The sequence below is a fragment of the Cellulomonas sp. Root137 genome (genome assembly GCF_001426725.1).
GTDB lineage: Bacteria > Actinomycetota > Actinomycetes > Actinomycetales > Cellulomonadaceae > Cellulomonas.
Map to the genome: position 1 here is coordinate 893,076 of NZ_LMFG01000001.1, position 11,711 is coordinate 904,786.

17 protein-coding genes are annotated in these 11,711 nt (G+C 72.9%); 7 read left to right on the top strand and 10 right to left on the bottom strand.

What is annotated here, in order from left to right; translation table 11 throughout:
• Positions 1–4 precede the first annotated feature (4 nt).
• A complete protein-coding gene (locus ASD18_RS04225; protein WP_056087082.1) occupies positions 5–1,252 on the top strand; it encodes an Nramp family divalent metal transporter in 1,248 nt (415 codons plus the stop codon).
• A gap of 113 nt (positions 1,253–1,365) precedes the next feature.
• On the opposite strand, the gene ASD18_RS04230 is transcribed toward ASD18_RS04225, so the two are convergent.
• The 6 genes from ASD18_RS04230 to ASD18_RS04255 all read right to left on the bottom strand — a co-directional run bounded on the left by ASD18_RS04230 (position 1,366) and on the right by ASD18_RS04255 (position 5,253).
• A complete protein-coding gene (locus ASD18_RS04230) occupies positions 1,366–2,310 on the bottom strand; it encodes a hypothetical protein (protein WP_056087085.1) in 945 nt (314 codons plus the stop codon).
• A 166-nt stretch (positions 2,311–2,476) separates the two neighbouring features.
• Positions 2,477–3,844 (bottom strand): RNA polymerase sigma factor, encoded by a 1,368-nt coding sequence (locus tag ASD18_RS04235; RefSeq protein WP_369817246.1) that lies wholly within the window; start codon positions 3,842–3,844, stop codon positions 2,477–2,479.
• Positions 3,841–4,068 (bottom strand): hypothetical protein, encoded by a 228-nt coding sequence (locus ASD18_RS04240; RefSeq protein WP_056087093.1) that lies wholly within the window; start codon positions 4,066–4,068, stop codon positions 3,841–3,843. Before ASD18_RS04240 ends, ASD18_RS04235 begins: the two co-directional genes overlap by 4 nt.
• Positions 4,065–4,463, bottom strand: coding sequence for a YciI family protein (locus ASD18_RS04245; protein WP_056087096.1), 399 nt, complete (start codon positions 4,461–4,463; stop codon positions 4,065–4,067). The genes ASD18_RS04240 and ASD18_RS04245 overlap by 4 nt, the downstream gene beginning before the upstream one ends.
• 80 nt (positions 4,464–4,543) lie before the next feature.
• The gene (locus ASD18_RS04250) at positions 4,544–4,894 is read right to left on the bottom strand and encodes a YciI family protein (protein ID WP_056087099.1); all 351 of its coding nucleotides are present in this window, start codon (positions 4,892–4,894) and stop codon (positions 4,544–4,546) included.
• Positions 4,891–5,253 (bottom strand): YciI family protein, encoded by a 363-nt coding sequence (locus ASD18_RS04255; protein ID WP_056087103.1) that lies wholly within the window; start codon positions 5,251–5,253, stop codon positions 4,891–4,893. The genes ASD18_RS04250 and ASD18_RS04255 overlap by 4 nt, the downstream gene beginning before the upstream one ends.
• 110 nt (positions 5,254–5,363) lie before the next feature.
• On the opposite strand from ASD18_RS04255, the gene ASD18_RS04260 reads away from it, so the two are divergent.
• Together ASD18_RS04260 and ASD18_RS04265 are read left to right on the top strand one after the other, a co-directional pair.
• Complete coding sequence (locus tag ASD18_RS04260) at positions 5,364–5,654, top strand: helix-turn-helix transcriptional regulator (protein ID WP_056087105.1); 291 nt, start codon at positions 5,364–5,366, stop codon at positions 5,652–5,654.
• Positions 5,651–6,049 carry a VOC family protein gene (locus tag ASD18_RS04265; RefSeq protein WP_369817247.1) on the top strand — a complete coding sequence of 133 codons (399 nt, stop codon included), beginning with the start codon at positions 5,651–5,653 and terminating at the stop codon, positions 6,047–6,049. Before ASD18_RS04260 ends, ASD18_RS04265 begins: the two co-directional genes overlap by 4 nt.
• 1 nt (position 6,050) lies before the next feature.
• Here ASD18_RS04265 and ASD18_RS04270 read toward each other — a convergent pair whose 3' ends face one another.
• The gene (locus ASD18_RS04270; protein WP_162251723.1) at positions 6,051–6,416 is read right to left on the bottom strand and encodes a YciI family protein; all 366 of its coding nucleotides are present in this window, start codon (positions 6,414–6,416) and stop codon (positions 6,051–6,053) included.
• A gap of 214 nt (positions 6,417–6,630) precedes the next feature.
• Here ASD18_RS04270 and ASD18_RS04275 point away from each other — a divergent pair, with 214 nt between their 5' ends.
• On the top strand, positions 6,631–7,386 hold the full coding sequence (locus ASD18_RS04275) for a PadR family transcriptional regulator (RefSeq protein ID WP_056087113.1): 756 nt from the start codon (positions 6,631–6,633) through the stop codon (positions 7,384–7,386).
• A 68-nt stretch (positions 7,387–7,454) separates the two neighbouring features.
• Positions 7,455–7,628 carry a DNA-binding protein gene (locus tag ASD18_RS21280; RefSeq protein WP_200938472.1) on the top strand — a complete coding sequence of 58 codons (174 nt, stop codon included), beginning with the start codon at positions 7,455–7,457 and terminating at the stop codon, positions 7,626–7,628.
• Here the strand turns inward: ASD18_RS21280 and ASD18_RS04280 are convergent.
• The 3 genes from ASD18_RS04280 to ASD18_RS20970 all read right to left on the bottom strand — a co-directional run bounded on the left by ASD18_RS04280 (position 7,625) and on the right by ASD18_RS20970 (position 9,700).
• On the bottom strand, positions 7,625–8,341 hold the full coding sequence (locus tag ASD18_RS04280) for a YqjF family protein (RefSeq protein WP_235522253.1): 717 nt from the start codon (positions 8,339–8,341) through the stop codon (positions 7,625–7,627). The genes ASD18_RS21280 and ASD18_RS04280 overlap by 4 nt on opposite strands.
• 91 nt (positions 8,342–8,432) lie before the next feature.
• Entirely contained in the window at positions 8,433–9,488 is a 1,056-nt protein-coding gene (locus ASD18_RS04285) for an NAD(P)-dependent alcohol dehydrogenase (RefSeq protein ID WP_056087119.1), read from the bottom strand.
• Between the two features lie 65 nt (positions 9,489–9,553).
• On the bottom strand, positions 9,554–9,700 hold the full coding sequence (locus ASD18_RS20970) for a VOC family protein (RefSeq protein WP_156387882.1): 147 nt from the start codon (positions 9,698–9,700) through the stop codon (positions 9,554–9,556).
• Between the two features lie 93 nt (positions 9,701–9,793).
• On the opposite strand from ASD18_RS20970, the gene ASD18_RS04290 reads away from it, so the two are divergent.
• Positions 9,794–11,020, top strand: coding sequence for a sensor histidine kinase (locus tag ASD18_RS04290; RefSeq protein ID WP_082573524.1), 1,227 nt, complete (start codon positions 9,794–9,796; stop codon positions 11,018–11,020).
• On the top strand, positions 11,017–11,664 hold the full coding sequence (locus tag ASD18_RS04295) for a response regulator transcription factor (protein WP_056087126.1): 648 nt from the start codon (positions 11,017–11,019) through the stop codon (positions 11,662–11,664). The genes ASD18_RS04290 and ASD18_RS04295 overlap by 4 nt, the downstream gene beginning before the upstream one ends.
• Positions 11,665–11,711: the final 47 nt, after the last annotated feature.

The following is an 11,711-nucleotide window of genomic DNA, read 5'->3' on the forward strand; positions in this document are numbered from 1 at the left end:
GGCCATGGTCAGCAGTGCGACGGACGACGCCGTCCAGGTCGGGACGCCACGGCGTCGTCGTGCCCCGCTGCTGCTCGGACCGGCGTTCGTCGCCGCGATCGCGTACGTCGACCCCGGCAACGTCGCCGCCAACCTCACCGCCGGCGCCCGCTACGGCTACCTCCTCCTGTGGGTGCTCGTCGCGGCGAACGCGATGGCCGTGCTGGTCCAGTACCAGTCCGCCAAGCTCGGGCTCGTCACCGGCGAGTCGCTGCCGGGGGTGCTCGGGCAGCGGATGCGGCGCGGGCCGCGCCTGGCGTTCTGGGCGCAGGCCGAGGTGGTCGCGGCGGCCACCGACATCGCCGAGGTGGTCGGCGGCGCGATCGCGCTGAACCTCCTGTTCGGCGTCCCGCTGCCGATCGGTGGGCTGATCGTCGGCGTCGTGTCCATGCTCCTGCTGGCCACGCAGAACCGGTACGGGCAGCGGCGCTTCGAGTACGTGATCGTCGCGCTGCTCGCCGTCATCAGCATCGGGTTCCTGGCCGGGCTGTTCGTGTCGCCGCCCGACGCGCGCGGCGTCCTGTCCGGCCTGGTCCCGCGGTTCGACGGCACCGACTCGGTCCTGCTCGCCGCCTCGATGCTCGGCGCGACGGTCATGCCGCACGCCATCTACGTGCACTCGGCGCTGGTCCGGGACCGCCACGGACGCCACTCCGGGCCCGCGCTCACCCACCTGCTGCGCTCCACCCGCTGGGACGTCGGGGCCGCGCTGGTGGTCGCCGGCATCGTGAACATCGGACTGCTGCTCCTGGCCGCGTCCGGCCTGCGCGGGGTCCCCGGCACCGACTCGATCCCCGGCGCCTACGACGCCATCGTCGCCGCGCTGGGCATCGGCATCGGCATCGCGTTCGCCATCGGCCTGCTGGCGTCCGGCCTGGCCTCCACCTCGGTCGGTGCCTACGCGGGCGCCACGATCATGGAGGGGCTGATCCACCGCCGGATCCCCCTGCTGGTCCGCCGCGTGGTCACCCTGATCCCCGCGATCGTGCTCCTGGCCGTCGGCGCCGACGCCACCTGGACCCTGGTCCTCTCGCAGGTGGTGCTCAGCTTCGGCATCCCGTTCGCGGTCATCCCCCTGGTCGCCCTGACCCGCTCCCGCACGGTCATGGGCCCCCACCGCAACGGCCCCTGGCTCCACGCGACCCTGGTGCTGGTGGTGGCGCTGGTGGTGGCCCTGAACGTGACCCTCCTGGCCCTCCTGCTACTGGGCTGACCGCCCCCGCCCCGCCGCCCGCCGCCGTCCAACTCGGTGCTCAGCGTCGAGCTCGGTGACTGGAGACACCGAGTTCGGCCGGAGCCACCGAGTTCGCGCTCCGGCGACGGGTGTCAGCTGACCAGGTCGCGACGCTGGTGGAGTGGCGGATGGCCCGGGGGGATGAGCCTCGCCAGACGGGTTGCCAGGGTCCGGCCCGCCAGATCCTCCTTGGTCGCTCGTACTGCGCGCCAACCTGCTTCGAGGATGGCGTCGTGGCGGCGCTTCTCCTGGATGAACGCCTCGGTCGATCGACCGTCGTACTTGGGCCGACCGTCGTACTCGAGCAGCAGGCGCCACTCCTCCCATCCCATGTCCGCCCAGAACGTCCCGAGACGCGTGGCAACGGCGAGCTGTGTCGTCGGTCGCGGGAGTCCGTCACGCAGCACCACGTACCGAGCCGCCGACTCCCCGGGTGACTCGGCGCCGTCGTCGGCGAGCTCGATGACGGCCCGTGCTCGGGCGATGCCTCGGCGGCGCGCGCGGCCGGCCACGATCTCGCTGAGAACCGCCCGGTCGGCGCCGGCGCGCAGGGCTGCGTCAGCGATGATCAACCCTTCCATCGCGGGCATGGTCGACGCGCAGTCGACGGCGGTGCGCTCCAGGGAGGTGACGGGCAGCCCCCGTGCGGACGCACGTTGGTCGGCGGGGAGCGAGACCGGGTGGTGCGCGACGTCCGTGTCACGTCCGGAGCCCGCGGTGTACCCCGCGACGACATGCGTCAGGCTCGGCGTCCGCCACAGGGGCAACCCCCACAGCAGTGCCGCGGACTCGTGGCTGAACCAGTGCGGCGCACGTAGCCGGTCGTGCACACCGAGGATCCGGCCGACGGCGACTCGGCGGGGCCTGTCGAGGGCCGGCGCGACGTCGGCGGGCAGGTAGGTACCGCGGGAGATCCGCTCCCACTCGCCGGTGCGTGATCGGGATCTCGGCACGTTCCGCGGGTGGTCCCGCGCCAGCTGGATCGGCGGCAGGCCGACGTGCTCTCCGCCGGAGCGGTCGTGCGGCCGTCTGGGCATGACACGCAGGATGCCGGTCCACGGCGAACGCCAGGGCGCCACGGGTGCGCCTGTGGACAACCGCGCCCGCCCGTCGCCGTGCACCGCGACCTCGAACTCGGTGGCTCGAGCCGAACTCGGTCGATGTAGACACCGAGCTCGGCCGCAGTCACCGAGTTCGGCGGGGTCAGTCGTCCAGGGCTGCCAGGCGGGCCTGCAGGTGGGTGCGTTCCGTCGGGTTGGTCACCAGCGACAGGGCTGCTCGGTAGGCGTCGGCGGCTGCTGTGCGGTGGCCGGCGCGGGTGAGGAGCTCGGCGCGGACGGCGGGGACCCGGTGGTGACGGGGGAGCGCGTCGTCGAGGCCCTCCAGCAGCTGCAGACCTGCCTCCGGGCCCGACGCCTCCGACACCGCCACCGCGCGGGCCAGCCGGACGACCGGGGAGCCGGTGAGCGCCTCGAGCTGGGCGTAGAGGTCGGCGATGACGGACCAGCGGGTGTCCGCGGACGTCGGGGCGGTCGCGTGCTCGGCGGCGATGAGGGCCTGGAGGCGGTACTCGGTCGCGAGGCGGGTCTGGTGCCCGGAGGTAGGGGTCGCGCGCGGTGCGTCGGCGAGGGGCGACGCGGGCCTGCTAGCCGCACCACGACCGTCAGGCGCCGAGCGGGCATCAGAGCCGGTGGCCCCGGTCGAGCCACTACCGGAAGCGGCCAGCGACTCCAGCAGCGCGACCCCCTCGGCAATCTCGTCGCGGTGCCAGCGGGAGCGGTCCTGGTCGGGCAGGAGGACCAGGGCGCCTGCGGGGTCGAGGCGGGTGTCGCGACGGGAGTGCTGCAGGAGCAGCAGGGCGAGCAGCGAGCGGATCACGGCACGGTCCGGCAGCAGGTCGTCGAGCACGCGGAGCAGCCGGATCGCCTCGTCGCCCAGATCGACGCGCAGCGGGACCGCGCCCTCACCCGGGTGGTACCCGGACGTGAAGGCCAGGTAGACGACGGTCGCGACGACGTCCAGGCGCTCGTCCAGCCGGGCGGCAGCGGGCGTCGCGAAGGGGATACCGGAGGATGCCAGCCGCTTCTTCGCCCGGGTCATCCGGGCGGCCATGGTGGACTCCTGGACGAGCAGGAGCCGGCCGATCTCGGCGGTGGTGAGGCCGACGACGAACCGCAGGGTCAGGGCGACGCGGTCGTCGGGCGCGATCGCGGGGTGGCAGCAGGCGAAGATCAGCCGGAGCTGCTCGTCGGCCACGTGGGCGCCGGGGTCGACGGCGGCCGCGGCGGCGGCACGCATCTCGTCGTCGACCACCATCAACGGCTCCTTCCGGCGCTGCACCGCCTCCGAGCGCAGGCGGTCGAGGACTCGGCGGCGCGCGGCCGTGAGCAGCCACGCGCCGGTGTTCGTCGGGACCCCGTCCTCCGGCCAGTGCCGCGCGGCGGACTCGAACGCGTCGGAGACGGCGTCCTCGGCCAGGTCGGGGCGCGCGAACTGGCCGATGAGCAGGCCGATCAGCCGGGACCAGTGGTCGCGCCAGGCGTCGGCGAGGGCGGTGTCGGAAGGGGTCACCAAGCGGGTCGCACCTCGAACGTGCCGGTCGGGGGCAGGGTCTCCAGCACCGCGTCGAGGTCCGACGCCTCGACCACCTGGATGCCGGTGAGCGCCCACGCCGGTCCCTCGAACGTGCCGTCCCGCACGCCGCGGTCCTGCACCGAGGTCGCCGTGTCCACGGACCCCAGTGTGATGCCGGCGGGCAGCTCGGCGGAGCCGAACGCGAGGACGACGAACCTCACGAGGCCGAGACCGCGTCGACGCCGTCCACGGGGACGCCGTCGACGAACCGCACGGTCGGCCTGATCTCGACGGACTCGCCGTTGAGCACCAGCGCGCTGACCGCCTCGGTGAGCGCGTCGAGCGAGGTGCGGGCCACGAGGTAGAACCCCGCCACCTGCTCGGCCGTCTCGGCGTAGGGGCCGTCGGTGACGACCACCCCGGCGCGGCCGTCGGACCGCAGCGACCGACCCCGGGCGGCCGCGCCGAGGGCGCGCGTCGTCACGATCTCCCAGCCCTGCTCGGCGCAGTGCTGCTGGAACCCGAGGTGGGCCGCCCACGCGCGCTCGCGCTCCTCGTCGGTCAGCTGCGCGTCGTGCGCGTCGTCGCGGTGGAGCACCACGGTGAACTCGGCCATGTCGTCTCCTAGGAGGGGGGAGGACGCCCGGTGCGTCCCGCTGCCCCGATGACGCGCGGGCCGCAGCGGGATCGACACACTCACATCTGGGCGATCTGGCGGACCTCGATCGTGTACTCGGGCAGCAGCATCGCGTGCCGCAGCACGGCGTCCCGGTCGGGCGCGGTGACCAGGTAGAAGCCGCCGAGCTGTTCGACGGTCTCGGCGAAGGGGCCCTCGGTGATCTCCGCGTCGTCGCCGGACCGCCGCAGGGTGACGGCCGTGGTCACCGACTGGAGCGCCTCGCTGGCCAGGAACGTCACACCGAAGTCGGCGGCACGGTCGTCGTAGTCGCCGTGCTGCCGGTAGTACTCGGCCTTGGTCGCCTCGTCGGCCGCGTCCCAGTCGCCCTCGGTGGCGTACATGAGGAGGACGAACGTCTTCGCGCTCATGCGTCGTGCACCACGACGGGACGCAGCTCGGCTCCGCCGCCGTCGGTGAGAAGCAGCTCGCCGGTCAGCCGGGCGAGGCCCTGCACGTCGTCGGTCTCGATGACGTAGTAGCCGCCGAGGTGCTCGGCCAGCTCCACGTACGGGCCGTCGGTGATGGCCAGGGTGTCGCCGTCGGCGCGCACCGTGACAGCGTTCTTGGAGAAGCCCAGCTCCTCGCCGCCGAGGATCTTGTAGCCGCGCTCGTCGCACGCGTCGGAGTACGCCTGGTGCTCGTTCATGATGCGCTCTTGGGTCTCGGGCGACGCGCCTTCCCAGAAGTCCTCGTCGCCCCAGAGCAGCACGATCCACCGGTTGGTCATGTCGTCATCTCCCTCATGCGTCCACTGTGCCGGTCGCGGTGATGACGCGCGAGGGTTCCGGAAATCGACAGGTCTTGACAGGCAAGTTGATGCTTGCCTATACAAGAGGGGTGGCAGCCGACATCTACAAGGCCCTTGCCGACGCCACGCGCCGCGCGATCCTCGACGAGCTCCAGGACCGTGACGGGCAGTCGCTGTTCGAGCTGTGCACCCGGCTGACCATGCGGCACGGGCTCGGGTCCACGCGGCAGGCCGTCTCGCAGCACCTCGACGTGCTGCAGGAGGCCGGGCTCGTCACGGTCCGCCGCGAGGGCCGCTACAAGTTCCACCACCTCGACACCCGACCCCTGCGCGAGATCACCGCGCGCTGGCCCGCCCCCGACCCAGGAGAGTCCTCATGATCCGCCTCACCGTGACCAGCGTGTTCGTCGACGACCAGAGCAAGGCACTGGACTTCTACACCGGCGTGCTCGGCTTCGTGCCGAAGAACGACATCCCGCTCGGCGGCGACGACCGCTGGCTGACGGTCGTGTCGCCGGCGGCCCCGGACGGTGTGGAGCTCCTCCTCGAGCCCAGCAGCCACCCCGCGGTCGGCCCGTACAAGGCGGCGCTGGTCGAGGACGGGATCCCGGCCGCGTCGTTCGGGGTCGACGACCTCGCCGCCGAGTACGAGCGGCTCACTGCGCTCGGCGTGCGGTTCGTGCAGCCGCCGACGGACATGGGCCCGGTGATCGTCGCGACGCTCGACGACACCTGCGGGAACCTGGTCCAGCTCGCGCAGACGACGGCCGGCTGAGTCAGAACCCGTCCGGGGGAGCGAGCGACTCGCGGATCTCGGCGACCTCGCCCGTCCCCCTGACGAGCTCGCCGACGAGCGCGGCCAGGCCCTCGACGTCGTCCGTCGCGATCCGGTAGAGGCCCGCGAGAACCTCGGTCGGCTCGGCGAACGGCCCGTCGGTCACGGACACCCTGCCGTCCCTGAGTCGGACGACGCGCGACACGGAGTGATGGAGCTCGGCGCTGTCGCGGATCTCGTGCCCGGCCTCCGCGCAGGCCTTCCCGAAGGTCTCGTGCACCCGGTACCCCGGCACGCGGTCGGGTGCGTCGTCGCCGTGCCAGACCGTCTGGTCGCCGTACAGCGCCACGATGTACTCGGTGGTCATGGTCGTCCTCTCGTCGTCGGTCGCACGCATGACGCGCGCCGGCGGGTGCGATCGACAGAGTCCCACGGAGGCTCGGGACCGATGTATCGCTAGGGGTTGTCAAAGATCTATCGACGATATATCTTTGAGTCATCCGGTCGAGATCGAGAGACCTCCCGGATCCGCGACAGGGCCGCACCGGCCCGGCGGACCACATCCTCAAGGAGACATCCCCATGCGACACCCTCACTCCCACACCGACGGCCGCTTCGCCGGCCCCTCGTTCGACACCTCCGACCTGACCGCCCAGCGCGGCCGCAACCGTCGCCGCCGCGGCGACTTCCCCGAGGCCCCCTACGAGGAGGGCTTCGACCCCCGGCGCGGCGGACCCCGCGGCGCCTTCCCGCACGAGCACCACGAGCACCGCGGTCGCGGCTTCGGCGGCCCGGGCTTCGGCGGTCCCGGCTTCGGCCCCGGCGGACCGCGCGGCTTCGGCGGTCCTGGTGGCCGCGGCCCCGGCCGTCGCGCCGGTCGCGGTGACATCCGCGCCGCGATCCTGCTCCTCCTCGCCGAGGAGCCCATGCACGGCTACCAGCTGATCCAGCAGATCGGCGAGCGGTCGGGAGGCACGTGGCGGCCCAGCCCGGGCGCCATCTACCCGGCGCTCAACCTGCTCGAGGACGAGGGCCTGGTGGCGATCACCGCCGAGTCCGGCCGCAAGATGGCCACGCTCACCGAGGCGGGCGGCACCTACGTCACCGAGAACGCCGAGCAGCTCGGCAGCCCCTGGGAGGACGCCGCGAACCGGCCAGCCTCCCCGGGTCGCGCGCTGCGCGGTGCCCTCGAGGCGCTCGGCGCGGCGGCCCACCAGGTCGCCCGCACCGGCACGGACGAGCAGGCGACGAAGGCGCTCGAGGTCATCGACCGCGCGCGCCGGGACCTGTACCTGATCCTGGCGGGCGAGGCGGCGCCGACGACGACCCAGGACTGACCCACCACCCACCGAGGGCACCCCGCGGCACTGCTGCGGGGTGCCCTCGTCTGTGCGAGCCTCGGGCCATGGACCCACTGCCCCCGGGCCTCGGCAAGCCCGCGACCCGCGCGCTCGCTCTAGCGAGGATCGCCACGCTCGACGACGTCCGCGACAGGGACCTCGACGACCTCCTGCAGCTGCACGGCGTCGGCCCGAAGGCGATCCGGATCCTGCGCGAGGCGCTCGCGGCGAGCAGCTAGAGCGGCATCGCGAACCGGGCGTGCACGCCCGGCGAGTACAGCACCGAGTCCGGTGCGCGGTCGGTGACGCCCGGCAGCCCACCGGCGGCGACGAGCTCGTCGTCCAGCGACACCAGCGACGCCCGGCGCAGCGGCCACGGCTCGTGCTCGTTGGGCACGAACCTCGTCCGGCCCTTCAGCACGGTGTGCATGCCCCAGCGCGCGGTGAGGAAGTCGGCCAGCGGGTCGTCGGTGACGGGTTCCGACGACGGCCGGACCACGAGGTGCGACGACGGCCGGCTCCCCGTGAGCCGGGTCGACCGGTAGTCGATCGCGTCGCCCGCACGCCGGATCGACATCCGCGCCCACTGGTACGGCACGTTCATCACCGTCCGGGCGCCGAGCACCGTGAGCACGCGGGACGCCTCGAGCGACCGGAACAGGACCCCGCGCCGGCCCTCGTCGTCGACCGTGTAAAGCCGCACGTTGATCTCCGGGAAGTCCCCGATGTACGGCAGCGCCGGCCCGGGCACGATCGTGAACCGCGCCATCTGGAACGCGATCAGGCCCACCCACGAGGACCCCTCGCACTCGTCGGGACGCGTGCCCGGGGGCAGCAGCGGTGCGACGACGTCGGACGGCACCCGCCAGTGCAGGAAGCTCGCGCGCAACCAGTCCTGCGACAGGATCACCCGCCCGGGCAGCGGCGGCGCGACGGCCTGGATGGGATCCACCCCGCCACGGTAGGCGGCGGGCGGCATCACGCGCCGGGTTCGTGAGTTCCGGTCGAGCTCGGCTGTTCCAGCTACCGAGCTCGACGCGAGCTCACGAACTCGCCGGGATCGTGGAGGTGTCGATGACGAAGCGGTACCGGACGTCGCTGCTCACCACGCGCTCGTAGGCCTTGTCGACGTCGTCGGCCGTGATCGTCTCGACGACCGAGCCGATCCCGTGGGCCGCGCAGAAGTCGAGCATCTCCTGGGTCTCGCGGATGCCGCCGATGTTGGAGCCCGACAGGTTCCGACGGGCGCCCGTGAGCGAGAAGACGCGGAACGACTGCGGCTTCTCCGGCAGCCCGACGAACACCAGCGACCCCTCGAACCCCAGCAGCGACAGGTACGCGTCGACGTCGATGTCCGCGCCGACCGTGCTGATGATCAGGTCGAACGTCCGGCGCAGGTCGCGGAACGTCTGGCGGTCGCTCGTCGCGTAGTAGTGGTCGGCGCCGAGCGCCAGGCCGTCGGCCTGCTTGGACAGCGACTGGCTGAGCACGGTGACCTCGGCGCCGAGCGCGTGCGCCAGCTGCACGCCCATGTGCCCGAGACCGCCCATGCCGACGATCGCGACCTTCGTGCCCGGCCCGGCACCCCAGTGCTTCAGCGGCGAGTAGAGGGTGATCCCGGCGCACAGCAGCGGCGCGGCGACGTCGAGCGAGATCCCCTCAGGGATGCGCAGCAGGTAGTTCTCGTCGACCACGATCTGCGTCGAGTACCCGCCGTAGGTGGGGGTGCCGTCGTACGCCTTGCTGTTGTAGGTGCCGACGTTCCCGCGCAGGCAGAACTGCTCCTCGCCGGCCAGGCACATCTCGCACTCGCGGCAGGAGTCGACGAAGCAGCCGATGCCCCCACGGTCGCCCACGGCGTGCTTGGTGACGCCGGAGCCGACCGCGGAGACGGTGCCGGCGATCTCGTGCCCGGGGACCATGGGGAACCTCGCCTTGCCCCACTCCTCGCGTGCCTGGTGGATGTCGGAGTGGCAGATGCCGGCGAAGGCGATGTCGAGCAGCACGTCGTGCTCGCCGAGGTCCCGGCGCTCGACGGTGCCGCGCTCGAAGGGGGCGCCGGCCGACGGGGTGAGCAGTGCGGGGACGGTCAGGGGCACAGGGACTCCTCGGAGACGTACGGGTGGCTTCTCCCATCATGCTCCAGCGGCGATCCCTCCGCGGGTCAGGCGTCCTGGGCCAGGCCCACCGTGTGGCCGTCCGGGTCCGTCAGGGTGGCGATGGTCCGTCCGCCGCCGACCGGCGTCGCGTCCTGGACGACCGTGGCGCCCGCCGCGACGAGGGCGTCCCGGGTGGTCGCGAGGTCCGCCACGTGCGGCTGCAGAGGGCAGCCGACCGGAGGACGACTCCGATCTCCGCCGCGCGGCTGTGGTGACGCGGCCCCGACAGCGGTCACCATGGCGCCATGACCACAGCTGCGCCCACCCGCGTGCACCTCCCGCGTCCGGTGGCGCCCGCCCTCGGCTGGCGGGCGTGGGTCACGCCGGCCGTCTTCGCGGCGATCGTGGGCGCCTTCCTGGTGATCACGCCCAATCTCGTCTTCCTCAGCATGCTGGAGGCCGACGGCGCCTGGGTGGTCGTCGCGTCGAGCCTCACCGTCGCCGCGGGGGCGACAGTCGTCCTCGGCGTGCTGCTCGCTCGGTGGTCCCCGGGATGGGCGACGCTGCTCACGGTGGTCCCGTGGGTGCTCGTGCCGACTGCCGGGTGGTTCGTGTACGGCTGGTGGCTGGGCACGATGGCGGTCGCCGTCGTCGCAGCCGTCGACGGGTTGCGCAGGGCGGTCCTGCCGTGGGCCGTGGCGGTGGCCATCGCGATCTACTACTGCGGGTCGGGTGCGGAGGCGGTGCTCCCGATCGGCTTGGTGAACGCAGGGACGGGCAACGGTCCGGGCTTCCAGTGGGTGGTGTTCATCGCGCACGTCGTCATGTTCACCGCAGCCGTCGGCATCGCTGCCGCGGTCGGCGCGGAGCGACGGGCGAGAGCCCGGCACGTCGCGGCCCAGGTCACCGAACAGCACGCCCTCGAGGTCGAGTCCCTCGCGGGCGAGCGCGCCCGACTCGCCCGCGACCTGCACGACGTCGTCGCCCACCACGTGTCGCTCGTCGCGGTCCGGGCGGAGTCGGCGCCCTTCGTCCACCCGGACCTGAACGACGACGCCCGCGCGGTGCTGGCCGCCATCGCGACCGACGCCCGCGAGGCCCTCTCCGAGCTGCGTCAGGTGCTCGTCGTCCTGCAGCGCACGTCGGACGAGGGCGAGCGCACCCCGCAGCCCACCGCGTGCGACGTCGAGGACCTGGTGGCCAGCGCGGTCGCGGCGGGTCAGCCGGTCGACCTCGACGGCGAGTGGCGCGAGGTCCCGCCTGCCACGGGCTACGTCCTGTACCGGGCCGTGCAGGAGGGGCTGACCAACGCCCGCCGGCACGCACCCGGGGTGACCGCGCGGCTGAGCCGGACGCAGACGGACGGCGCGGTCGGCTTCCGGATGACCAATCCGGCGGAGCGCGTCGCGGAGCCGGGGCGCGGGCTGATCGGGATGCGCGAACGCGTCGAGGCGCTGGGTGGCACGATGACGGCCGTGGTGGACGATGACGAGTTCGTGCTGGAGATCCGCGTGCCCCTGGTGCCGCGGTGACCCGCGTCGTCGTCGCCGACGACCAACCCGTGGTCCTGCTGGGCTTCGCCGCCATCCTCGGGGCGGCACCCGACCTGCAGGTGGTCGGCGCCGCCAACGACGGCCGCGAGCTGCTGGCGCTCGTCGCCGCCGAGAAGCCCGACGTCGCGGTGGTCGACGTGCGGATGCCGCACCTCGACGGGATCGCGGCCACGCAGAGGATCACCGCCGAGCACCCCGGCACCCGCGTGCTGATCCTCACCACCTTCGACCTGGACGAGTACGTCTACGACGCCCTGCGGGCCGGTGCGAGCGGCTTCCTGCTCAAGGACGTGACGGCGGACCGGTTGGTCGAGGCGGTGCGGATGGTCGCCGACGGGTCGATGCTGCTGGGCCCGACGGTGACCCGTCGGCTGGTCGAGGACTTCACTGCGCGCACGCCGGCGCCGGTGCCGGTGGTCGGCATCGCGGACCTGACGCCCCGCGAGCTGGAGATCCTGCGCGCGGTGGCCCGTGGCCTGTCGAACGCGGAGATCGGCGCGGAGCTCTGGATCGCGGAGCCCACGGTGAAGTCCCACGTGTCGGAGGCGCTGCGCAAGCTCGGCTGCCGCGACCGCGTGCAGCTGGTGATCGCGGCGTACGAGTCGGGGCTGGTCGGGGTCTAGGAGCAGAGCTGCAGCGGCTCGTCCGCGCCCGGCCGCAGGTCGAACGG